The organism is Terriglobales bacterium, assembly GCA_035651995.1.
GTDB lineage: Bacteria > Acidobacteriota > Terriglobia > Terriglobales > Acidobacteriaceae > DASRER01.
The window spans coordinates 57,782-80,835 of sequence record DASRER010000004.1 but is presented as its reverse complement, the minus strand read 5'-3'; the positions used below and the strand labels follow the sequence as shown (position 1 = coordinate 80,835).

Below are 23,054 nucleotides of genomic sequence, written 5' to 3'. Positions count from 1 at the left end.
AACTACTTCTTGCGAAAGACGACCTTCAGGCCCTCGGCCGCCAGGATCTTCTGGATCTGGTTGCGGGCGTGGGTGGCCCAGGGGCCGGAGGTGTCAAGCCGAACGTACGCGCGCCAGTGGGTGAGCGCCTTGCGCGGTTCCCTGCTCTTTTCGTAGGCGAGCGCAAGGTTGTAGTGCGCGTCGGCATAGGTAGGCGCCAGGGCCAGCGCCGCTCGATAGGACTTGATGGCCTCTTCCACGCGGCCGGTTTCGTCGAGCACATTGCCCAGATCGAAGTAGCCCAGGGCGTAGCGCGGATCAACTTCGACGGCGGCGCGATAGTGGCGCTCCGCCAGGTTGTAGTCCTGGCGGTTGTAGTAGAGCGTGCCCAGGTTGATGTGCGCCGCGGCGTGCTGCGGATCCATTTCGAGCACGCGCTTGTAGCTGGCGATGGCTTCCTGTTGTCCGGCCGGGTCTTCCTCCAGGGCAATGCCGCGGGCAAAGAGCTCGCCCACGGTTTCGGCCGAGCGCATGTGCCGCACTTTCGCGGAAACCACGCGCTCTTCACTGCCGAAGTCCATCACGAACTGCCCGGCGAGGGGTTCCACCGCCGTACCGGAGTGGCGGAAGGCCACGCGCGAGCCGGTGGAGAACGTTCCCGCCTCGATGAGCGGGTTCTCCATGCCGGCGACCTGCTTCTGCATCGCCTGGAGCGAGGCGCGAATCACCGCCGGACGCACCCGCTTGGCGCGCAGGTCGCGGACTTTCTTTAATTGCAGCAGATCAAAAAAGGAATAGGTTTCGCAGGGGGCGATCAGGCCGGCTTTTTCCCATCCCACCAGTTGCTGCGCCGTGATGCGCAGAATCCGCAGGACGTCGGATCGATCGTATCGGTTCACGGTGCCCAGGCGCGCAAGTTTTGCCGCACGTTGGGCTCATTATCGGGAGACACCCATGTTGACGCAAGAGGAAAGTTGCTGAATTGGTAACAGGATAGGTGCTATCACTGTGAAATTCGCGTCATTCTTGTGGATGGCGACGCCGAAACTTTCGCCGCAGAGACTTCGAGGCAAGAGGGGCGCACCTCAGCAATCAGCGCTGCGACCGCCAGCAAGTCGGGCGCAGTTCGCGACAGCTGGTGAAGCCGGCGGCTGCTTATTTAGTGGCCCAGCGTAGGGTGGATCAGGCCGGATGGAAGATGGAGGCTCGCGAAGTGAGCGACACGAAATCGCTTCCACGCACGGGAAAACCGCTCAAGGGCACCCTTTACGCTCGGCAGCATCGCAGTTAGAATCATCAGCAGCCACGCAGTTTCTCGCCGCCCGCTTCCCTGCACAGGGCCGACGTAGCTCAGTTGGTAGAGCAGTCGATTCGTAATCGACAGGTCATCGGTTCAAGTCCGATCGTCGGCTCCAGTTTCTTTTGGAAACCGCCGCAGGTCCCTGCTCACCCAAGTTCCCGGAATGCCTCTGATCGGCGCGGCCGTTGCGCGCAAGTCGCGCGCCGCTGCGCTGTTCTCATCCGCAGGCAGTCCGCAGCTCGCAAAAAGCGTGCGCCTGCCCACAATCCGATTTATCCTCCCGCCCCGTACCACTCCCAGCGGACCTGGTTCCCATTTCCGAAAACCTGACAGGAGACGTTATGAGAAAGATTTCGCTATTGCTGTGCCTGACGCTGGTGGCTGGGCTCGTCTCGCTGCCCGCGTCGGCTGCTGTCCCGCAGGCCGAAAAGGCAAAGAAGTCGCTTTATCAGCGGCTCGGCGGCTACGACGCTATCGCCGCCGTGACCGACGACTTCATCGGCCGGCTCGCTTCCGATCCGAAGGAGGGACGGTTCTTCGTCGGACTGAGCACCGACTCGAAAAAGCGCACCCGCCAGCACATCGTCGATTTCCTGTGTTCGGCCACTGGCGGCCCGTGCATCTACACGGGACGCGACATGACCACGGCGCACACCGGCCTCGGCATCACCGAGGAAGACTGGACCATCAGCGTAAAGCACCTCACCGACACGCTGAACAAGTTCAAGGTGCCGCCGGCGGAGCAGACCGATGTCATCAACGCCATCGCGCCGCTGAAGAGCCAGATTGTCGGGAAATAGGCGTCATTCACCGCGGAGCGCGGAGACACGAAGGAAAACGGTCCGTTTTCCTCCGCGGTCCGTGTCTCCACGGTTCGCTCGCGGGGCGCGCTACAGAAGCGTTTTTTCGTGAGCTGATTGCCTTCGGTTGGAAACGGCGCGGCGGCGCCGGCTTGCGCGCGCCCGCCGCGCCGATCAGAGGCCTTCCTGCCGCTCCCCGGATTTCAGCAGCCACAGCGGTTCTGATTTTCCTGAAAAACGAAACGGCCGCCCGGCAATCAGGCGGCCGCTTCCTTTGGGAGAATAGTTCTAACGGAGGTAAATCCGTCAAAATCTATGGCCGAATCTTATGAGCGCGGCAGATAGGGTGTCAAGAAATTTTTCCGCGATAAACCCATGTGTTTTCAACATGTTACGTTGGTACGCGTTTTCCCTTACAGGGCTTGGAAAAGTCTGCCAGTTTAGGCCTTGAGCGCTGCTAACCCACTCTTGGACAGCATCTTAGGTGAAGTTTCCGGGCTCATTCGCCCAGTTTCAATCGAATGATCTCCACGTCGCGCGAGCGGTCAAAAACGCGGTCTGGATAGAGGCGCTTCATCAGGATGCGCAGCCCGCCGAAGGCGACGCCCGCCGCCAGCGCCAGCAGCATGATGATGCCGCACAGCACCAGCGCCGCGACGACGAGATTGCCGATGTTGTCGCGCTTGCTGAGAAACGTGGGCTCGTTCCAGGTGACGTTCGCGTCGTAGTTCACCGCCGCGAGCAGCGACTTCGCCTCCGCCGCCGAGATAGCGCCGCTGACGTAAGCGACGATCGGACCGGAGCGGCGCACCGCCTGCATCGGCGCGGCCGGCGACTTCTGCGATTCGGCGATCATGGCTTCGAGCGCGCGCAAGCGGTCGCCGGCGATCTGCGGTGTGGGATACGAGATGAGCACCAGGTCCGCCGTGCCGCTCGAAGTCGTGTACTCGCCCAGCGTGAGTTCCGCGCCGCGTCCGAAATCCACCGCACTGGCCGGCAGCGGCGATTCGACGTGCGCGAGCGCCGCCGGCCCGACCACGTACTTGGCCGAGTTTTTCACATAGCCCTGCTGCGGCAAGTAGGTCGGCAGGGCAGGCAGATTACGCTGAGTACCGACGGCTTCGGGAAGTTCGGTGGCGAGCGTGCGCAGGTCGGCGGCCGACATGGCGGTGACGTGCTCCAGGTGCGCGTCCACCAGGATGTTGCCGCGGTAGAAGAGCACGCGGTCCGTGGCCGACGCGCCCTGGTCGCCGATCCTTTCGATCACCATTTCCGGGCTCTTGTAGAGCGTGAACGCGCCGTAGGCGCCGCCGGCGTCGGCAAAGCGCGCCGCGCGAACTTCAATCTTGCTGCCATCGCGGGTGTAGGTGGCCCGCTCAAAATCGGTGAAGCCGTACTCGCGCAGCGCGGCGGGATCCACGGCGTCGGCCTCGAGCGGATCTTTGCTGGCGTGCGCGTCGGCGGACTTCTGCCAGCCGGCGAAGTCAACCGGCAGCAGCGACGACGACTTCCCCTTAGGCTTCGACCGGGCCGCTTCCGGTCCCACCAGCTGCACTGAGTTTGGCGCGGGATTCTGCGCGGAAAGGGTCGCCGCGGCGCCAAAAAGCGCCAGCAGAACGCCGAAAATCATCCGGGAGAAACAGGCCATCGGGACTGCCTATTAGACTACAGGCGGGCCGGGAAAGATTCCATGCAGGGCGGGGTCTTTCAAGGCTGAGGAAGCGGAGGAAGCAGAGGTCGGCCGAGAACGACTCTTTTTCAAGACAAATACGGGCCAGACGGATATTTGGGCGGCCGCGGCCCCCGATGAAAGGACCTCTGCGCCCTCAGCGTCCCCTGCGTCCTTCGCCAAGCGTCCTGGGCGCTACTGCCCGGTCGCGCGCGTATCCCGCGACGCCACTTTCACGCCGCTCAGGCCGCCGACGTACCGGGCGATGCCGCGATAAAGCGACTCGGCGATCTTCTGGCGGTACTCAGCTGTGAGCAGGCGGCGCTCATCGCCGGGGTTCGACAGGAAGCTGATCTCGGCCAGAATGCTGGGCATGTTCGCGCCGATCAGGACGATGAACGGCGCCTTCTTCACGCCGCGATCGCGCATGCTGGAGCCGCGCATGCTGAGTCCGCCGGCCAGCGACTTCTGAACCTCGGCGGCAAACTCGCGCGATTCTTCGATCTTCTCCTTCATCGCGATCTTCTTCACCAGGTCCTGCAGCTCGTGGATGGACTTTTCCGAAACGGCGTTTTCGCGCGCCGCCACCTCCAGCGCCTCGGGGGAAGAGCTGAAGTTCAGGTAATAGGTCTCTACGCCGCGCGCCGAGTCGTCCTGGCTGCTGTTGGCGTGCACCGAGATGAACAGGTCGGCCTGCTCGCGGTTGGCGATGGCGGTCCGCGTCTCGAGTGGAATGAAGGTGTCGTCGTCGCGCGTGTAAACCACGTCGGCGCCCATGGCTCTTTCCAGCAGATGGCCGAGGCGCAGCGCGACGTCGAGCACCAGGTCTTTTTCTTCCAGACCCTGCGGGCCGATCGTGCCGGTGTCGTGGCCGCCATGGCCGGCGTCAACCACAATGCGGCCGATCTTGAGCCCGAGCGCGCGAATCAGCGAGCGGTCGCCACCCGCCGTGGGACGTGCTTCGTGCGTCGCCAGCGCCGCTTTCTTGCGCCGCGCGTTGTCGCGCTTGAAGTCGGCTTCGCGCGCCAGCGCCATCTTCTTTTGGATCGGCGTCATGCCGGCGGTGGTCACGGCGGCGGGCGTGTCGTCCGCGGCTTCGGCTGCGCGTTCTTCCACTTCCCGGGCGACGGATTCCTTGGCCGGCGGCTCCTTCGCGATCGCGGTTTCCACCACTTTGCCCGGCTTTGACGAGGCAGGCCTTGTTTCCGACGCTGCCTTCGTCTCTGCCGGTTTGGTTTCAGTCGGTCGAACCACGCGTGCAGTCTCGGTGGCCTTCGCTGGACGCGGCGCGGGCTCCGTCTTCTTCTCAGTCACCTTCACGACGGGTTCCGACGCTGCAGCACCGTTCGTCTTCTCAGGCTGGTCGTTGGCTCGCGCCGTCGTGGGTTGCGCGCTCTGCGGCTGAGCGGGCGCCGGCGCGGGCGCGCCCTTCTTGGCAGCCGTCTCCTTCTTGCCGTGCACGTCAACGATCAGCCGATAGGGATTCGGCAGCAGGAAGGCCGAGTACTCGGCCACATCGTCCACTTCCAGCACGATTCGTGTTTCGCTCGGCTGGTACTGCGCCACGCGGACCTTGTGCAGGAACCCGTCTTCGATGTCGAAGACTTTGCCCTTCAACCCGGGCGCGAGCTTGCTGCCGTGCAGGTCAAAGAAGATGCGGTCGGGTCCCGGGACGCGACCGGCGTCGTACTTCAGTTCCTGCTCCAGGTCAATCGCGACGCGCGTGTAGTCGGGCGTGGACCAGTGCCGGATGCCGGTCACCAGCGGCAGCTTGCCGGCGGCCCTTTCTTCGGCATTGGCGGCGCTCGCGGTCTTCGCTTGCGTCTCAGGCTTCGTTTTCTCGGCCGGCTTCTCCGGCGCCGGCTCGGCGCGGGCTTCTCTTGTTTCCGCCGGCTTCTTCGCCGAGGCGCGGGCTTCCTTCGCGTCCGCGGCCTTCGCCGGCTTCTTCGCCGCCGCCTTCTTCGCGTCGGCGTCCATGTGCGCGATGGCCTGGCGCGCGTCGCCCGCCAGCGCGCTTCCCGGATAGCGCTTGAGGAACTCTTCGTACGTGCTCCTCGCCTTGGCGTTGTCGCCGAGGTCGTTCTGGTAGACCTCGGCCTCGGCAAACAGGGCGCTGACACGGTGCTTGCTGCCGGGATATTCGCGCCGCAGGAACTCGTACTGCCCGATGGCAGACTTCAGCAGCTTGTCGTCATCGAAGTGGCGTCCTTGCTCGGCCAGAAGTTCGGCCACGGCCAGGACGCTCGCATCGGCGCGATTCGACGTCGGCGCAACGTAGTAGACGCGCCGATAGGCATCGATGACCTTCTGATATTGCGCCTGCGTGCGCTCCTTGATGGGACGTCCGTTCAGCGCCTCGCGCATGCGCTCGGCCTGCTCGAACTGCGTGCGCGCGATCTGCTTCTTGCGCGCCACGCTTACCGCGCCGGCCGGCGTGAAGCCGGCCAGCAGCAGCGCGGCGCACACACCCGCACTGGCGGCCCGCCTGAGCAAGCCTCGTATTCGGTGTGGGTCCCTCATCAGTCCGTGTTACTGATGCTCAAAACCCCGTCCGGCCCGCGGCTCACATGGATGGCGCCGCTGGAGAAGTTCCCCAGCGGAGCGCCTTCGCCGTAAAGCTGCGTGATGCGCTTCACGTAATCGCGCGTCTCGCGATACGGCGGCACACCCTTGTTGCGGGCCACCGCGCCCGCGCCGGCGTTGTACGCCGCCAGCGATTTGGGCACGTCGCCGCCAAAGTTTTCCAGCAGCGCGCGCAGGTGGCGCACGCCTCCGTCCAGGTTCTGCTCCGGATCGAAGGGATTGGCCACGTTCAGCTCGCGCGCCGTTGCCGGCATCAGCTGCATCAGGCCGAGCGCGCCCTTGCGCGACACCGCCCTGGGGTTGAAGTTGGATTCCACCTTGATCACCGCGCGCACCAGGTTGGGATCAACATGGTGCCGCGCCGCCGCCGCTTCGATCGCGGCGTCCAGGTCGGCCGCACTGACCGTGCGCTTCGGCGCCGAGGCGGTCAGCGCCGGTGCGCTTGCCGGCTTCACCGTCGCCGTGCTGACGATCGGCGCTGGCGTGGAAGCCGCCACCATCTCCGGCGCTGGAGTCACAGCGCCGTTGTTGGCATTGGTCGCCTTGGCGTCCGCCGATGGCGTCCGTACCGGCACGCCGCTCATGCCCAGATACTGCGAAACCTCGGCAGCCGCTGTTCGCGCCGCGCGCATGGTTGTGCGCGAAGCAAGCGGAACCGGCTTCCAGCGCTGCTCGGTCTGGCTCCAGTACATGAGCGTGTACTTGCGCGAAGCGCGGGCCGATGTGGCCGGCCGAGTGGGAACGGCCGCCAGGTCGTTGACGTAGACCTTGCGTCCGTTCTCCTCCACCGACATGATCGCCTGCGCCCGGGCGCGTGGAATCACGGAAAGGAGGGTCGGGAGTGCAACCATCAGGGCGACTTTGGGGAACTTCGGCATGATCAACCTTCGGGGCCCGCAGGCAGGGCTCTGCCATGCTTGCCTTCCCGCGCGCAAGTGGCAGGCACGCGGGCCGACACTGCCCCCAAAGCCTGACGGAGAACTTCGTCCAGAGTGGCTGAAATTATATCCCCGATATCGGCCGGCAACAAACCCCGAATCAGGGGAGGAAACCCGGAAGGACAATACCAACTGCCGGATTGCGGAAGCGCCGAACTGCCGCATTGAATCTAACCCTCGCGGACGCGCAGAAATTCGGCAATTCCGCAGTTCGGCAATTCGGCAATGACCTAGCTGGCCCTCACGTCAGCCTTACCATTCGTGGGCTTGGCTTTGTCGGCGCTCTTGGACTCCTCGACGAGCCAATCGAGGGCCTGCTGGCGCGTATCGAACTGCCTCCAGGTGCGCACCGCGAAGGTGGACACCGCTTCCAGCACCTGCCGGTTGCCTTCGTCCACGCCGACCAGCGCGGCCCGGCGAACGAATGGTCGGTCGAGCACCGCGGCCTCCTTCACCTTCGCCAGAACCTGCTTGGAGTAGCGTGCCCCGGTGATGTCGGTGAGCGTGAGCACGCTGGCGGGACGCTGCGCGCTCACCAGTTCGCGGCGGCGCGCAACGATCTTCAGCATCTCGGCTTCGTCGGTGACCCCGGAGTAGTCGATCAGCAGCACGTACTTGCCGTTGTGCTGGATGAACTGGACGCGGTCCATAAAGGCCTCCGCTGAGGGCGCAAGCATACCCCCGCCGGCAAACCGAACGCAAAGCGAACCCGTACTCGGGACCGGCGTCTAACAGGGCCGCGCCGACCTGCTGGCCATCTCGCCGCGGCTTGGGCAGCAGTACGCCGATTCGAACCACAAAGTCCACGCCATCACCCTGCCGCTGCATGAAGACCTGGTACGCGGCGGGCGCGACTCCTGCTGATGATGATGTGGGCTGTTTGCCCTCGTCCTGCTCATCGCCTGCGCCGACGCGGCCAGCCTGCCGCTGATACTTTATAATATAAAGTACTTGACAAATACATGTACCCTGCGCCATAGTCTCCGCGAACAAAGGAGCGCTGCCTATGGCCCGCCGCATCTTCGCCCTGATCTTTATCTTCGCCTGTACTTCCGTCGCCTGGTGGATCTTGGGCGGCACCATCTTCCAGCGCACCTACAGCGCCGATTCGGAGCTGAAGGGAAAGGTCATGTCGAGTTGGGGCGCGCCGCAGAAGGCCACGCCGCCGAAGATGGAGTGGGCCACCACCGCCACGCGCACCATCGAGGTACGCAAGGACAACCAGCTGACCACGCGCGAGGAGCAGTACGAGCGCGACCTGCCGCTCACGCTCTCCTCCAGCCGGCTCCGCGCTGCCGTTGACCTGGAGCACCGCCAGAAAGGCCTGCTCTGGTACAGCACCTACACGGTCAACTTTGCCGGTGACTACACCTTCCCCGCGCCGCCCAAGCGCGAGGGCGCGCTGCGCATCGCCGTCAAGCTGCCCGCCGCGAAGGTGCTCTACGACGCGATGGAAATGTCGGTGAACGGCGTGCCCGTCCCCACCAGCATCGGCGGCGACACGGTGACCGGCAGCATCGTGGTCCCCGAAGGCGAAACGCTCACCCTGCACTTCGCGTATCGCTCGCACGGGCTCGACACCTGGACCTACGACTTCGGCGGCGACGTGGCGCAGGTCAAGGACTTCCACCTCGAGGTCGGTACCAACTTCCACGATATCGACTTCCCGCCGAGCGCGCTCTCGCCCACCAGCAAGACGGAAACTGCCGGCGGCTGGCGGCTCAATTGGGACTACACCAATCTTGTCTCCGGCGTGCAGATCGGCGTGGCCATGCCGGAGAAGCTCCAGCCCGGGCCGCTGGCGGGCCGCATCAGCTTCTTCGCGCCGGTATCCCTGCTGTTCTTCTTTTTTCTGATGCTGATCATCACCACCATGCGCGGCATCGAGCTGCATCCGATGAACTATTTCTTCCTCGCCACGGCATTCTTCGCCTTCCACCTGCTGCTGGCGTACACGGTGGACCACATCTCCATCCACGCCGCCTTTGCCATCTGCTCGGCGGTCTCGATTTTCCTGGTGGTGACGTACCTGCGGCTGGTGGTGGGGCTGCGCTTCGCGCTGGTCGAAGCCGGCGTCGCCCAGTTCGTGTACCTGGTGCTGTTCTCCTACGCCTTCTTCCTCAAAGGATACACCGCGCTGGCGGTGACCATCGGCTCGATCATCACGCTGTTCGTCGTGATGCAGCTCACGGGAAGGGTCCGCTGGTCGGAGAAGTTTGCGGCAGCGGCGCCGGCGCCAGTGAGAGCGTCGTGAGTTGATGTTTTCGGCGGAAGCACCGGACTTTAGCCCGGTGAATACGGCTAACGAATTGGCATCCCGAGCCGCGCCGAGGGAGTCACTCGCGAAGCGAGGAGCGGACTAACGGCGCGTGCGAGGGAACCAGGTTTTCGCTACAGCTTTAGCCAGGTCGAGCCGAAACCGTCCCTATAGCTCGACACAACAGCAATCGGGGCACGCCTACGAATGGCCTGAATGACCCGTTCTGCCTTGCTTTGTTCGATCTCCACGGCGAACTGAATCGTTTTCCAGCCACAATCGAATTGGATGCTGCTTGGCCTGCGGTGCCTGTACGGGCCGCGCGCGGGTGCGAAGCGTAGGTTAGCGAGCGAACTGACAACGAATTTTCTCGTTCTGCCCAAACCGAGAATTGCGGCGCGAAGCGCCTTGCGCTAGCCCAGCAACTGCTCCACAACTCCGTACGCCGAATCGAGCGCCGAATCCAGCGCCCCGGACTCGCTTCCGCCGGCCTCGGCCAGGTCGGGGCGCCCGCCGCCTTTGCCGCCGACCTTCTGCGCCACCGCGCCCACAACTTTCCCCGCCGGGACGCGGTCGGTCAGGTCCTTGGTCACGCCGACAATGAGCGCCACCTTGCCGTCGCTGCTGGAGCCGATGACCACCACGCCCGAGCCCAGCTTGTTGCGCAAATTGTCCACCAGGGTGCGCAGTTGCGGGCGCTCCAGATTGTCGGCGCGATGCGTGAGCACCTTCACTCCCTTCACCTCGCGCACTTTGTCGCTTATGTTCGCGGCCGCCGACGCAGCCGACTTCATGCGCGCCTGCTCCAGCTCTTTGTGCAGGCGCCGGAGTTCGGCCTCGCGCTTCTCCAGTTCCGCCTGCAGGGCGTCGGCAGGCGAGACCTGGGCATCCGCCGACTTCACAAAGCCCGCAACAACGTGCTCCAGCTGATGATCGCGCCGGAAGTGCCGCAGCGAAGCCTCCCCCGCCACCGCCTCCACGCGCCGCACCCCCGCCGACACCGAGCCCTCGTGCAGGACCTTCACAAGGCCGATTTCGCCGGTGGCGAGCGTATGCGTGCCGCCGCAAAGTTCCGTCGAGAAGTCGCCGATCTTAATGACGCGCACGCGCTCGCCGTACTTTTCGCCGAACAGCGCCATCGCCTTGTACTCGTTCACGGCCACGTCAATCGGCACGTCTTCGATCACCTCGACGCGCGTGTTGCGCAGCACTTCCCTGTTCACCAGGTCCTCGATGTCCTGCAACTCTTCGTCGTCAACCGCCGAGAAGTGCGAGAAGTCGAAGCGCAGGTGCGCGGGATCGACCAGCGACCCGGCCTGCTTCACGTGCTTGCCCAAAACTTCTCTTAGAGCTGCGTGAAGCAGATGGGTTCCGGTGTGGTGGCGCATGGTCTGCTCGCGAACATGCAGGTTCACGACCGCGTCCACCTTGTCGCCGACGACGATCGGCTGCTTCGCGACCACGCGGTGCGCGCGCACGCCCGCCACCGGGTAGTAGCAGCCGGTCACGTCAGCCACCAGCGCGCGTGGGCTCGGCTGTTGCAGCCAGCCCACGTCGCCCACCTGGCCGCCGGCCTCGGCGTAGAACGGCGTGTGGTCGAGCACGACCTCGCCGCGCTCGCCGGCTCGCAGCTCGCGCACGGCTTGCGTGGCGCGGGCGCCCTCGCCCGCGTCCTTCATGATGAACAGCACTTCACAGTCGGTGGACTCGGTCTGCTTGTAACCCTCGAAGACCGTCGGACGCAGCTCCCGGTACTCCGGCGCGGCTGCCTGCTTCGCCCCGCCCTTCCATGACGCCCGCGCCCGTTCGCGCTGTGCGGCCATGGCGCGCTCGAAGCCTTCCGTGTCGAAGGAAATGCCGGCATCGTGCGCGGCATCGGTCATGAAGTCGAACGGCAGGCCAAAGGTGTCGTAGAGCTTGAACGCCTTCTCGCCCGAGTACATTGCGCGCGCTGCCGGATTCGCGCGCTTGGCCGCAACCAGCGGCGCCAGGTCTTCGTCCAGCCGCTTCAGCCCGATGTCGAGCGTGTGCGCAAAGCGGCGCTCTTCCTCGTACACGACCTTCGCCACCTGCTCCGCCGCTTCGATCAGCTCCGGATAGGCGCTGCCCATCAGATCGCGCACCGCGTGCGCCATCTGAAACAGGAACGGCTTCTCCTGCCCCAGCAGGCGCCCATGGCGGATGGCCCTGCGCATGATCTTGCGCAGCACGTAGCCGCGGCCTTCGTTCGAGGGCAGCACGCCATCCGCTATCAAAAATGTCGTGGCGCGCGCGTGATCCGCAATCACGCGCAACGATGCCGCCGAGCGCGCGTGCTGCTCCGCCTCGAGCTCCTTCTTCACATCCACGCCCGTCAGCTCGGCCGCGCGCCTGATGAGCGGCTGGAACAAGTCGGTGTCATAGTTGGAAATTACGCCCTGGAGCACGGCGGTCACGCGCTCCAGTCCTGCGCCGGTGTCCACGCACGGCTTGGGCAGCGGATTCAGCGCGCCGGCCGAGTCGCGGTCGAACTGCATGAAGACCAGGTTCCAGATCTCGACGTAGCGCCCGCAATCGCAGGGGAACTTGCAGTCGGTGTGGCCTTCGTCGGACGCCGCCGGGCCCATGTCGTAGTGGATCTCCGAGCACGGACCGCAGGGGCCGGTGTCGCCCATGGCCCAGAAGTTCTCTTTCATTCCCAGCTCGAAAACGCGCTCGGCCGGCACGCCCTGCTCGCGCCAGAAGTGGTAAGCGTCGTCGTCGCGTGGCACGCCTTCCTCGCCCTTGAAGACGGTGGCGTAGAGCTTCTCTTTGGGAATGCCCCACCACTGCTTCGACGTGACCAGCTCCCAGGCGAAGGCGATCGCCTCGCGCTTGAAGTAGTCGCCGAAGCTGAAATTGCCGAGCATCTCGAAGAACGTGTGGTGGCGCTTGGTGAAGCCCACGTTTTCCAGGTCGTTGTGCTTGCCGCCGGCGCGCACGCACTTCTGGCTGGTGGTGGCGCGCTTGTACTCGCGCTTCTCGATGCCGAGGAAGACGTCTTTGAACTGGTTCATCCCCGCGTTGCTGAACAGCAGCGTGGGATCGTTGGCGGGCACGAGCGACGACGAATGCACGTGCCGGTGCCCGCGCGCGACGAAGAAGTCAATGAACTTCTGCCGTACCTGTGAGCCGGAAGGAGGCATGGAAACTGTTCATTGTAGCAATCCGGCCAGAGTGATTGCCGAACTGCGGAACTGCCTAATTGCCGAATTTCAGTTTCGCAGTTCCGCAGTTCCGCAGTCCCGCAGTCCCGCAGTTCGGCAGTTCGGCAATTCCGCAATTGGACTCAGTGATCTAGTTTTTCAATCTCATCGGCCGCTCCCGTCATCTCCCACCGTTGCAGCGCAATCGGCACGTTGCCGTTCAGCCACAGCGCGTCGTGGAAGGCGCGCAGGTTGAACTTCTCGCCCTGCTGGATGCGCGCGTCAGCGAGGAATTTCTGGATCTGAATCTTGCCGATCTGGTAGGTGATCGCCTGCCCGGGTGTGGTGGCGAAGGAGCGTGCCTCAGCGTGCGCCGTCTCCGAGTCCATCGGGACAGTCCGCTGCAGATACTCAGCCGCCTGCTCGATGGAGAATTGCCCGAGCGCCAGCTTCACGTCCACCTCCACGCGCAGCGCGCGCAGGCGCATGAAGTTGTAGATGATCTCGCGCGTGTGCGGTGAATCGTCGAACAAGCCGGCTTGCAGCATCATCTCTTCCGCGTAGAATCCGAGGCCCTCGTTCGCGCCCGAATCGTAGTAGTGCCGCCGGATCGGATCGGGATGCCGCCAGCCGAGCGCGAGCTGGAAGTAGTGGCCCGGCACGCCTTCGTGCACGATGATCGGCCGCGGATCGCGCACCGTCGCCGCCCAGAAGTAGCCCATCTGCGCCGCCGGCGGGTGCTCCCAGCGCACGCAGTCCTCGTTCAGGCGCGACGGCCCGGTGAAGTCGTCGGCCTCGCCGTAGTCCTCCAGCGCCGCGAGGTAGTCGGGAATCGCACGCGCCGTGTAGTGCCGCAGCCACTCAGGCACGGTGAGCACGCCGCGCTTGCTGAGGAACTCGCGCACCGCCGCTTCCTGCTTGCGCGTGCGCTCGATCTGCTCCTCGATCGAAGCCGACATCTTCAGCGGCGGGACGCCGGCGTTGCGCTGGCGCTCATACGCCTCGAACGCCACCGCGCGCTCCCACTCCTGCCGCGCCATGGCCAGCAGCTCTTCCGGCGTGTACGGGTTCAGCGCGACCTTGCGCAGAAAGAAGACGTACTCTTCGCGTCCGATGGCGGACTCAGCCGGCAGTGACGGCAGTTGCAGCTTCAGCCAATCGCGGTACTGCTCCAGCGCACCGGTGGCACGTGTGAGCGCGGCCCGCAGCTCGCCCGGTTTGAGTTTGGTCACTGGCTCGAGGCTGCCGGCAACGCGCTCCATCCGCGGGCGCACGTCGGCAAGGGCCGCGATGGCCACCTCGGCGAACGGACGCGGCGGGCCATTCCTGTTAGCGCCACGGCTGGCGCCCAGGTTGGCACGCGCATCCTTCAATATCCCGGGAATATCTTCGACGCGCTGCAGCACTTCCCGGCTGCGCGCCTCGTCAAAAGGCGGCGGCGCGGTAAGCGCATCTTGCAGCGCAGACAGCGTTTGTTCCACGTAGAACACCGGATCGCGCTGCCAGCGGCGCAGCACGTCCAGCTCCCAGCGGACGCGCGCCAGCGCCGAGCCCATCAGCCGCCAGTCCACCTGGTCGTGAATCGCCGCGCCCGGTTTGGGCGCCAGCGCCGTCCAGCGCGCCTCGAACGCGGCAAGTTCCTGGTGCTGGCGCTCCACGGCCGCCGCCGACCAGTCGCGATGTCCGCCGGGGCGCTCGATGCGGGGAATGTCGTCGAAGTTGAACGGCTGCGTGCGCGCGCGCCACGCCCAGAAGTCCGCAGCGAACTGTTGCAGCGGGTCGTTGTGTTTTTTCTCGGGAGCAGCCGCTTGAGCCCTGCACACAACCGAAAACGAAGCGATCAGGAAACAGACCAGGACGCAGCGAAGAGATCGCATGAGGGCTTCAGTTGTAATGCTTGCGAGGGCAGGCGGGCAAACTTATTCGGCGAGAGTACCCCGCGATCGCGCCGCGCTCTTTGCGGCGTGAACGGGGGAATTTACTCCCCCTCCGACTCGAGCGCCGATAGGACCTCGCTGTCGACGTTCCACTTGTTCAGCACGCGCAGCGCCGCCCGGGTGCTGAAGCCCGCGCGCATCAGGGTGCGGAAAATGCGGGCGGCCCCGCGGTCATCGGCGGGCCTGGCAATGCGCTTGCGGCGCAGAAACTCGCGCGCGTGCTGCTCCTCGTCGGTGCCGGCAAAGGCATCCGCCACGGCCTTCCGCACCACATCGCCGTGCACGCCTCGCGCCTTCAGGTCAGAGATGACGCGCCGCGGCCCGAACTTCTCGTTCTCTTTGCGATAACTGGAGTAGGCGGCGGCGTACGCGGAATCGTTCAGGTACTTGTATTCCTTCAGGCGCGCGACCACGCGCTCGATCACCGCTTCGCTGCCGGGCGCGGCACGCTGCCGCAGCAGCCGCTTCAATTCCGCGACCGAACGCATGCGCCGCCCCAGCGCCTTCACGGCGTAGTCGTAGAGAACGTCTTCGTCGGCGAGTTTTTTCGGCTGGCGCACAACGAAAGTCTAACCGCAAAGAAAGGCAAAATCTTCACCACAAAGGACAGAAAGGCGCATAAGGGGAAAACCAGCCATTGCGTCCTTTCGTGTCTTCCTGTGTCCTTATGTCGTGAAGAAGAAAATGGTCCGTCCGCGCCCTCCGCGTCCTCTGCGGTCAAGGATTTGGGGTTGCGAAGAACCGCACAATCTCGCGCTCGGCCCAGCGGCCGTCGTAGCCGTTACGGTCGGCTTCGCCGACAAAGCCGCAGTGGCCGCCGTGCGCGGTTTCCTCGAGCACGACGTGGGGATTGGCGGCAATGGCCGCGCGGGTAGGCGGCAGCAGGCGAATGAACGGATCGTCGGCGGCATGAATGATCAGCGTGGGCACCGCGATGTGCTCGATCACGCGTGCCGCCGCCGCCCGGAAGTAGTAGTCATCGGCGTTGGCGAAGCCGGAGTACGGCGCGGTCACGTGCTCGTCGAAATCGCGCACGCTGCGCAGACCGGCGAGGCGCGACACATCGTAGCGCCCCGGAAACGCGAGCGCCTTGCGCCGCACGCTGCGCTTCAGGTTGCGCACGAAGTGCCATTCGTAAATGCGGTTCGAGGGCAGGCTCAGGGCGTCGGCCGAAGCACCCAGGTCAGCGGCGGGTGAAACAGCCGCCACGGCGCGCAGCTCAGGCGGCGTTGCGCGATCGCGCCCCAGTTCGCCTGCCAGTTTCAGCGCCAGGTTGCCGCCCATGGAAAATCCGGCGAGCGCCACGTGTGCGAGCTTGTCATCGGTGATGAGCGCGCGCATCACCGCGCCCACATCGCCCGACATGCCGCTGTGGTAGAGCGTGGGCCCGAGCATTTCCGTGCCGCCGCAGTTGCGCATGTTCATGCGCACCACGTTCATGCCGGCCGCCCACGCCTTGTTCGCCGTGCCGATGACGTACTGCGATTCCGACGAGCCTTCCAGCCCATGCACGACGATCACCGTCAGCGCCGCGCGGCGGTCCGCCTGCCAGTGGCAGCGGCACATCACCTCGACGCCTGCTTCCACGCTGAACAGCCGCTCGTCTGCAGGCGGCAGCGCATCGCGCCGCGGCAGGAAGCGGCCCGCAAGTGTCTGCGCGTGGCCGCCGACCAGCAAACGGTGAGGCTTGAAGTCTGTGGGAGTGAAGGGCAAGAATTTACGATTTACGACGTAATCACTTACGATTTAAATCGTAAATCACCGAATCACCAAATCACCAAACGGAATCTGTCATGCCCATCTTCGAATACATCTGCAAGGAGTGTGACCGCCGCTTCGAGGCGCTGGTCATTGGTTCGCAGAAGCCGGCGTGCCCGCATTGTCACGGGAAAAAGCTGGAGCAACAGCTCTCGGTGTTCGCCGTCGCCGGCGGCCCGGCCAGGAGCGAAAGCGCGGCCCCGAACGGCGCCTGCGGAAGCTGCGGCGACCCGCGCGGCCCGGGCGCGTGTTCGCTCGGTGACCTGGACTGATACATCGGTTCACCGCAAAGATCGCAGAGCGATTGGAAGGTCATCCTGAGCGGCGCCAGCCCTGAGCGAAGGCTCAAAGGGGGCGAGTCGCTGGAACGCCCGCGTTCAGTCAGGATGACCGCATCATTTCAGGCTGAAGCTGACCTCTACCTGGACGCGCACGGGAACGGGTTGTCCGTCCCTGGCGCCCGGCCGGAAGCGCCAGGTACGGATGGTCTCGACAGCGCTCTGGTCCAGCGACGGCTCGAGTGAGTTGATGACCTGCACAACGCGCACCGTGCCATCCGTCCCGACGATGATCGCCAGCCGCACGGTCCCGGTGATCTTCCTCTTGCGCGCAGACTCGGTGTACTCGGGCTGGCTTCCGGATATCTTCTGCGGAGGGGTGATTCCCGGGCCGATGGTGTAAGCGACGGGATTCGCGGTTCCAGGCGGCAGTGGCGGCGGCATCACCGGTCCCGTGTTCACCAGCCCCTCCGCGTTCGTCACGGCCCTTCCCGTCCCCGGCGCAAGCCCGCCACTCTCCTTCAGCAGCTCTTCCAGATACTGCTGCCAGAGCGCCGCCCAGGTGTGCGAACCGTGGCCGTGCGTCTCGGCCGTGTACGGAAGCAGGATGAACCGGCCGCGCTTCACTCGCTGAATCAACCGCTCGGCGATGCCCAGCTCCGGCGGATTGATAGCATCGTCGGCCGAATTGACGAACATGACCGGCGCGGTGATTTTTTCCAGGTCCGGCTCCGGGTTATAGTTGCGCGAGGCGTCGACGAAGTAGAGGAAGTCGTTGGCATCGAGCTCGGGCAGCACCTTGTTGAGCTGCGTTTCCATGTACAGGTCGGCCTGGTCGCGCGTCGGGCCCTGCTTCTGGCGTTCCAGCGCGTTGCTGCCCATCAGTTGCAGAAAGTTCTCCGACGTGATCAGCGAAGCCGGCTGCGATTTGTACTCGCCGTTCTCCCATGCCGGATCGCGCCGAATGCCGTCCATTGCCGCCTTGCGCCACATGCGGTTGCGCCCGGCAATCTGTGTGGGCGCGCACGCCATGGGCATGAGCGCGTCCATCATCTCCGGATAGGTTTCGCCCCACACCCACGCGTGCATGCAGCCCATGGACGTGCCGAAGATCAGCCGCAGGTGATTCACGCCGATCCCATCGAGCAGCGCATGCTGGAGCGCGACCATGTCGTCGTAGTCGTAGTGCGGGAAGTGCATGCGCAGGCCGTCACTGGGACGCGAGCTTTTGCCGTGGCCCACGTTGTCAGGGATGATGACGTAGTACTTGGTGACGTCGAGCAATTGCCCGGGATTGAACAGCACGCCCGCGAAGCGCTCCTCCAGGAACTGCTTCGACGACCCGCCCGTGCCGTGCAGGATGAGCACGGCATTGGTCACGCGCCCGTTCTGGTCGCGCGCCGGCGAGCCCAGCGTGATGTAGTGCATGCGGACTTCGGGCAACGCCTGGCCGTCTTTGAATTGGAAGTTGCGGACGATGTAATCACCGGGCCGCGCCTCAGGAATGACCGCCAGCGCGTTCGGCGCCAGCATGAGTAAGAGTGCGAGAGGAATTTTTTTCATGGAGACGGACCCACGTCAGCGGCGAACAATATACGCCGCGGTGCCCCACGTTCGCGCCGCGTGCTTTGCGGCGCTAACGTGGGAAGCACAGGCCACGCCAAGCCAAGCCCCTGCGCGCGACACACCCAAACGCCGTTGCTATAATCAATGTCGCGGATACGCTCGCGTGTCCGCTCCTCCAACCGGATAGCCGGCGGCGCCTGGCGTTCATCCTCAGCGCCGCTCTTCAGCAACCGATTCCGGCAATATGGCGGGCGTAGTTCAGGGGTAGAACACCGGACTGTGGCTCCGGCTGTCGTGGGTTCAAATCCCACCGCCCGCCCCAGGAATCAGCACTCCGCAATTAGCACTTGGCATTCAGCCCGCGAAGGCCCGTAGCGACCTCTAAAGCTCGTATCGCCTTCGAGCTTCCCAGGGCCGTGCGGACCAGCGATGCTGTTCAGGGGCTGAGTGCTGGATGCCGAGTGCCTTCAGGGGCTGAAGGCTGACTGTTGAATGCTGAATGCTAATCCCCTGAATCCAGGCCGCTTCCTCCACGTTACCTCCGCGCAACTCGCGGTTACTGCTGACATCTCGCCTGTCCGCGACCCTGCGGTTAACGTTGCGTTCATTGGAGTGAGGTACAAGGTTATGGAACGCGTCCTTACTTGCTTCAAGTGCCGTAAACGCGTCCTCCCCGCAGAACAGACGCAGGGCGGTCACATGCACCTGGAGATAGCGTCCGACGACGCCGCCTCGCTGATCGAGACCTACTTGTCGCGCGCCGCCAAGGCCATCAGCCGGCAGAAGGCTGTGCCCGACGAGCCCTCGGGAGTCTAGCGGGATTTGGTGATTCCGTGGTTTGGTGCAGTCACCAATTCGCCAAATCACCAACTCCGGTTTGTCGGTTATTTCACCAATTCACCAAATCCGACTCGCTTCAAACCGCTGATCGTGCGGCGCTGACTGCAGACTCCGCTTTGATCTTGGTTTCCCACGCCAGGACGAGCACTGATCCCACCAGAATCAGCCCAATGCACAGCCCGGTCCACAATCCGGCCGCGCCCCAACCCATCTTGAAGGTCAGCACCCAGCCCAGCGGCAGTCCGATCACCCAGTAAGCTGCCAGGTTCGCCAGCATGGGCGTGCGCGTGTCGCCCAGGCCGCGCAGCGTTCCCGTCGCCACCACCTGCATGCCGTCGAAGAGCTGGAAGACGGCGGCGATGAGCAGCAGTGCGGCGCCGGTGCGCACCACCGCCGGATCGGGTGAGAAGACGCGCGCGATCAGCCGCGGCGCGGACACAAACAACAGCGCCATGGCCCCCATGAATCCGGCGCCGAGGGCGATCGCCGTCCATCCCGCTTCGCGCGCGGTGCGGGGATCGCCGCGACCCAGGTTCTGCCCCACGCGCACCGCCGCCGCCGAGCTGATGCCGAGCGGTACCATGAAGGTGAACGAGGCGCAGTTCAACGCGATCTGGTGGCCGGCCAGGGCCATCGGCCCAAGTTTCCCTGCCAACGCCGTTGCGGCCGAAAAGACGCCCGCTTCCAGCAGGATCTGCGTCGCCGCCGGCCCCCCAAGCGCCATCAGCCGGCGCATGCGCGCCGCGTCCGGGCGCGGCGAAACGCTCGACAGTCGCAAGCGGTTGCCGCGGTTCGCCACCAGCAGCGTGACGGCTAGCACGCCAGCCATCCACAGGCGCGCCATGAGCGTGGACCAGCCCGAGCCCGGCACGCCATAGGCCTTCGCGCCCCAGTGCCCGTAGATCAACACCCAGTTCGCCACCAGGTTGACTATGTTGGCCGAGATCAGGGCGAAGGTCACCGGTTTCACGATGTTCACCGCCTGCAAATAGCGACGCGCGGCGAAGTACACCAGCAACGGCAAAGTGCCCCAGTTGAGCGCATTCAGAAATGGTCCCATCTCGCGGACCACGTCGGGCGCGACGCCAAAGCGCCGCATCACCGGCGTCCACATCCAGATGACGGTCATGAGCGCTGGCGTCAGCGCCAGCGCCAGCCATAGGCTGGCGATCAGCGATCGGTTGGCGTCATCCAGATCGTCGCGTCCGAAGGCGTGCGCCACCAGCGTGTCCAGACCGAGGAGCAGCCCGCTGCCGAAGATTGCGGTAGTGTAGTAGAGCGCGCCGCCCAGGCTCACGGCGCCGATGGCAACGGCGCTGTTCGGCAGCCGGCCGACCATGATCGTGTCCACAATGCCCATGCACATCCAGCCGACCTCGGCGAGCACGAGCGGCAGCGCCAGGTCGAGCATGGGACGCACTTGTCTGCGGATGGCGGCAATCATGAAGAGCCAGTTTCAAGTTTCGGGTTTCAAGTTTCGGGTTTCAAGTTTCAAGTTTTGGCTTCGCGCCTCGCCATAAGGGCGGTGTAGCCGCCGGCGCGGCCGCCGCGCGCGAGCGCGCCGGCTTGGCCAGGCCGCGGTCGAGCGCCTTGGCGCGGTCCCGCGGCGTCACGCAGTCGTTCGCGGCTTGATGGCCGGAATCGTGGCTGGAAGCGGCTTTCAGCCGGGCTGCCCGCGCGATCGCGCCGGCCGGCTTAGGTTGCAGCGCGCTGCGACCGCTGGCGGCACTCGGCCGCGATCTCGTCGTCTGGAGATGCGGTGGCAAGAAACGCGGAAATCACCGTGTCCGCCGGCGGTGAAGGCGCGCGCCCGATCGCGGTGAGCGCTTCCCGGCGAGTGGCCTTGTCCAGCTTGGGCGTTGCGACCAGCCGAGCCAGGGCTTCGCTGCCGGCCGCGGCAGGCATCGCGGCAATCGCCTGCACGGCTTTCCGCTGCAGCGTGCCGCGGCCGGCGGCGTGCTCCGTAACAAACGCTTCCAGGTCGGGAATCGTGGCCGGGTCCTTGAGGAACAGCACCTCATCCAGCGCCTGCTCCACGCTGTTGCCGCGCAGGAAGCGCAACGTCGCCGCGAGAATGCGCCCGCGCCCCGGCGCGCGTCCTTTCACGATGGCGGTGAAGACCGCCTGCTGCACGCGGTCGTCGGCGTGCTGCAGCAGCGGCGTGAGCTGCTGCAGCAGCTCCGGGTCTTTCAGCTCCGAGATGACCAGGCAGGCATTGCGCACCACGTACCAGCGCGAATCGGCCAGCCGCTGGCGGGCGATTTCGATGCCGGCGCTGCCCGTCCTGCCCAGCAGCCGCAGCATGGCCAGGCGATTCGCCGCGACGGTTTCGTCCTCCAGCCGCTTGAACAGCAGCTCGATGGCCGCGGTGCCCGCTCGTCTCAACATCGTGGCGGTGTTTCGGCTGGCCGCCGGGTCGTCTTTCGACTGCAGGTGAAGCTCGATCAGGCGCTGCAAGGCTGAAGCGGGCAGCAGCCGGACCAGCGCCTTGCGGCAGCAGTCTTTATGCTGCTCCGGATCGCGCGCGATCAGCTGCTCGATCGACGCGCCCACGATCTGCGCGATCTCGAAGTCTTCATACAGACCGGCGGCGCTGGTAACGGCGGCCAGGGCGTTCAGTAGCTGGAAATGCTTGAAACCGGTGAACTCCTCGCGCTGCAGCTGCTCCAGCAGCACCTCGGTAAGATGGCGCGCCAATCCAGCCTTGACGCCGGAGATCGTCTGCACCAGTTGCGGCGCCCGGCTCAGCTCTTCCAGCGTGACCTCTTCCACCGGGCCGTTGAAGAACTCGAAGTAGTGTTGCGCTAGCTCCGCCACTTCCGGCGCCCGGCCCTTGGTGAGCAGCTCGCGGATGTGCTCGATCAGCCGCCGGAACTCCACCGCGTTATAGTGCACCTTGCTCATCAGCGCCCGGTGTTTTTCCTCCGGCGGCAGCGCCACCCAGCGCAGCTCGTCCTGCACCTTCTGGCTGGTGGACTCGGGAAACCCATACTCCTTCACGAACTGCGCCAGCTTGTTGGCCAGCTTGCCGGCGGTCTGCGTGGCGTAGAGACTGCGCGCGAGCACGCGCACCACCTCTTCTTCCACCACGAAGGCGTTCTCGCCCGAAGGCGCCGCCGCCAGGCGCTTCGACGCCCACGCCAGCGACACGTCGCCGATGAGCTCGGCCGCAAGCTGCTTGGGCTCCATCCCCTTCAACTCCTCATGCCGTGCCGGCGGGAAGGCGGAGAGCACTGAATCCAGGCGCATGCCCTGCATCACCTGGGCCAGCGCGATGTAGGCCTTTTGGGGATCAGCGTTCTGCGAAGTCAGCGCGCTCTCAATCGTCGGCGAGACCAGCCGCATGATGTCTTCCGGCCCGCCCACCGCGCCCTCGGGACGCGGCACACCGGCGGAATCGAAGAACATCATGAGCGCCTGCTCGGGGCCCGGCGGCGATGCGGCGGCCGCATTGGTCGAAGCGTCGCGCGCGCGGAAAAACGCCTCCGGGTCCATCTCCAGCAGCGTGTCGCCCTCGTCGGTGCGCTTCTGGTTCTTGCCCGCCGGAACAATGCGCACGCCTTCCACTACAGCGCGCTCCAGGAACGCGCCCACCCCGCCGCGCTCTTCAATTTCCTTCAGCGGCGTGGAGAGCAGCCCGATCACCTGCTTGTAGCGCGCCAGGGTAAGGCCCACATCGAAGCGCACCGCGCCCACGCCGCGCTTGAGAAACTCGTTTTCCAGTTGCGACAGGCCGGCGTCCACGGTCAGCACGTTGTTCAGCATCACGCGGCCGTCCACGAACCCGATGGTCAGCGTGCCGGCGTCCTTCATCAGGCCGGTCAGCAGGTCGAAGCTCTGCTTCACCGGCCCGCTGGCCACGGTGTGGTCCACCGAGAGCATGCCCGCGGTGCGAATGGCGATTTGCAGGCTGCGCGCGTACCGCAGGCCGAGGCCCTTGAGCTGTTTCTGTGGAAGCATGGAAGAAGGCTGTGGAACTCCCCCT

15 protein-coding genes and 2 tRNA genes are annotated in these 23,054 nt (G+C 65.0%); 5 read left to right on the top strand and 12 right to left on the bottom strand.

All coding sequences use genetic code 11. The features are described 5' to 3' along the window. Window positions 1-2 precede the first annotated feature (2 nt). Complete coding sequence (locus VFA60_02760) at window positions 3-878, bottom strand: tetratricopeptide repeat protein (protein ID HZQ90694.1); 876 nt, start codon at window positions 876-878, stop codon at window positions 3-5. A gap of 440 nt (window positions 879-1,318) precedes the next feature. On the opposite strand from VFA60_02760, the gene VFA60_02755 reads away from it, so the two are divergent. Both VFA60_02755 and VFA60_02750 read left to right on the top strand, forming a co-directional pair. Then, window positions 1,319-1,394 (top strand) — tRNA-Thr (locus VFA60_02755). A 226-nt stretch (window positions 1,395-1,620) separates the two neighbouring features. Beyond that, window positions 1,621-2,079, top strand: coding sequence for a group 1 truncated hemoglobin (locus tag VFA60_02750; GenBank protein HZQ90693.1), 459 nt, complete (start codon window positions 1,621-1,623; stop codon window positions 2,077-2,079). 499 nt (window positions 2,080-2,578) lie between these two features. Here VFA60_02750 and VFA60_02745 read toward each other — a convergent pair whose 3' ends face one another. The 4 genes from VFA60_02745 to VFA60_02730 form a co-directional block, all read right to left on the bottom strand. Next, window positions 2,579-3,727 carry a DUF6599 family protein gene (locus VFA60_02745; GenBank protein HZQ90692.1) on the bottom strand — a complete coding sequence of 383 codons (1,149 nt, stop codon included), beginning with the start codon at window positions 3,725-3,727 and terminating at the stop codon, window positions 2,579-2,581. 216 nt (window positions 3,728-3,943) lie between these two features. Continuing rightward, a complete protein-coding gene (locus tag VFA60_02740) occupies window positions 3,944-6,241 on the bottom strand; it encodes an N-acetylmuramoyl-L-alanine amidase (GenBank protein ID HZQ90691.1) in 2,298 nt (765 codons plus the stop codon). Window positions 6,242-6,267: 26 nt separating this feature from the next. Next, the gene (locus VFA60_02735) at window positions 6,268-7,209 is read right to left on the bottom strand and encodes a lytic transglycosylase domain-containing protein (protein ID HZQ90690.1); all 942 of its coding nucleotides are present in this window, start codon (window positions 7,207-7,209) and stop codon (window positions 6,268-6,270) included. 290 nt (window positions 7,210-7,499) lie between these two features. Further along, window positions 7,500-7,919: a hypothetical protein gene (locus VFA60_02730; protein ID HZQ90689.1), complete on the bottom strand. Its 420-nt coding sequence runs from the start codon at window positions 7,917-7,919 to the stop codon at window positions 7,500-7,502. Window positions 7,920-8,275: 356 nt separating this feature from the next. On the opposite strand from VFA60_02730, the gene VFA60_02725 reads away from it, so the two are divergent. Beyond that, the gene (locus VFA60_02725) at window positions 8,276-9,523 is read left to right on the top strand and encodes an inner membrane CreD family protein (protein HZQ90688.1); all 1,248 of its coding nucleotides are present in this window, start codon (window positions 8,276-8,278) and stop codon (window positions 9,521-9,523) included. A 416-nt stretch (window positions 9,524-9,939) separates the two neighbouring features. Here VFA60_02725 and alaS read toward each other — a convergent pair whose 3' ends face one another. The 4 genes from alaS to VFA60_02705 form a co-directional block, all read right to left on the bottom strand. Beyond that, window positions 9,940-12,690 (bottom strand): alanine--tRNA ligase, encoded by a 2,751-nt coding sequence (gene alaS, locus VFA60_02720; GenBank protein ID HZQ90687.1) that lies wholly within the window; start codon window positions 12,688-12,690, stop codon window positions 9,940-9,942. A 143-nt stretch (window positions 12,691-12,833) separates the two neighbouring features. Continuing rightward, a complete protein-coding gene (locus VFA60_02715; GenBank protein ID HZQ90686.1) occupies window positions 12,834-14,513 on the bottom strand; it encodes a DUF885 domain-containing protein in 1,680 nt (559 codons plus the stop codon). Between the two features lie 155 nt (window positions 14,514-14,668). Further along, window positions 14,669-15,187 (bottom strand): regulatory protein RecX, encoded by a 519-nt coding sequence (locus VFA60_02710; GenBank protein HZQ90685.1) that lies wholly within the window; start codon window positions 15,185-15,187, stop codon window positions 14,669-14,671. Between the two features lie 157 nt (window positions 15,188-15,344). Further along, window positions 15,345-16,340, bottom strand: coding sequence for an alpha/beta fold hydrolase (locus VFA60_02705; GenBank protein HZQ90684.1), 996 nt, complete (start codon window positions 16,338-16,340; stop codon window positions 15,345-15,347). A gap of 80 nt (window positions 16,341-16,420) precedes the next feature. Between VFA60_02705 and VFA60_02700 the strand changes: the two genes are divergently transcribed. Beyond that, window positions 16,421-16,657 (top strand): zinc ribbon domain-containing protein, encoded by a 237-nt coding sequence (locus tag VFA60_02700; GenBank protein HZQ90683.1) that lies wholly within the window; start codon window positions 16,421-16,423, stop codon window positions 16,655-16,657. Window positions 16,658-16,780: 123 nt separating this feature from the next. Here VFA60_02700 and VFA60_02695 read toward each other — a convergent pair whose 3' ends face one another. Beyond that, window positions 16,781-18,196, bottom strand: a complete 1,416-nt coding sequence (locus VFA60_02695) for a TonB family protein (GenBank protein HZQ90682.1) — start codon at window positions 18,194-18,196, stop codon at window positions 16,781-16,783. A 280-nt stretch (window positions 18,197-18,476) separates the two neighbouring features. On the opposite strand from VFA60_02695, the gene VFA60_02690 reads away from it, so the two are divergent. Further along, window positions 18,477-18,551: transfer RNA gene (locus VFA60_02690), tRNA-His, on the top strand. 594 nt (window positions 18,552-19,145) lie between these two features. Here VFA60_02690 and VFA60_02685 read toward each other — a convergent pair. Further along, window positions 19,146-20,513 (bottom strand): MATE family efflux transporter, encoded by a 1,368-nt coding sequence (locus VFA60_02685; GenBank protein ID HZQ90681.1) that lies wholly within the window; start codon window positions 20,511-20,513, stop codon window positions 19,146-19,148. 251 nt (window positions 20,514-20,764) lie between these two features. Then, window positions 20,765-23,029 (bottom strand): HEAT repeat domain-containing protein, encoded by a 2,265-nt coding sequence (locus tag VFA60_02680; protein ID HZQ90680.1) that lies wholly within the window; start codon window positions 23,027-23,029, stop codon window positions 20,765-20,767. Window positions 23,030-23,054 lie beyond the last annotated feature (25 nt).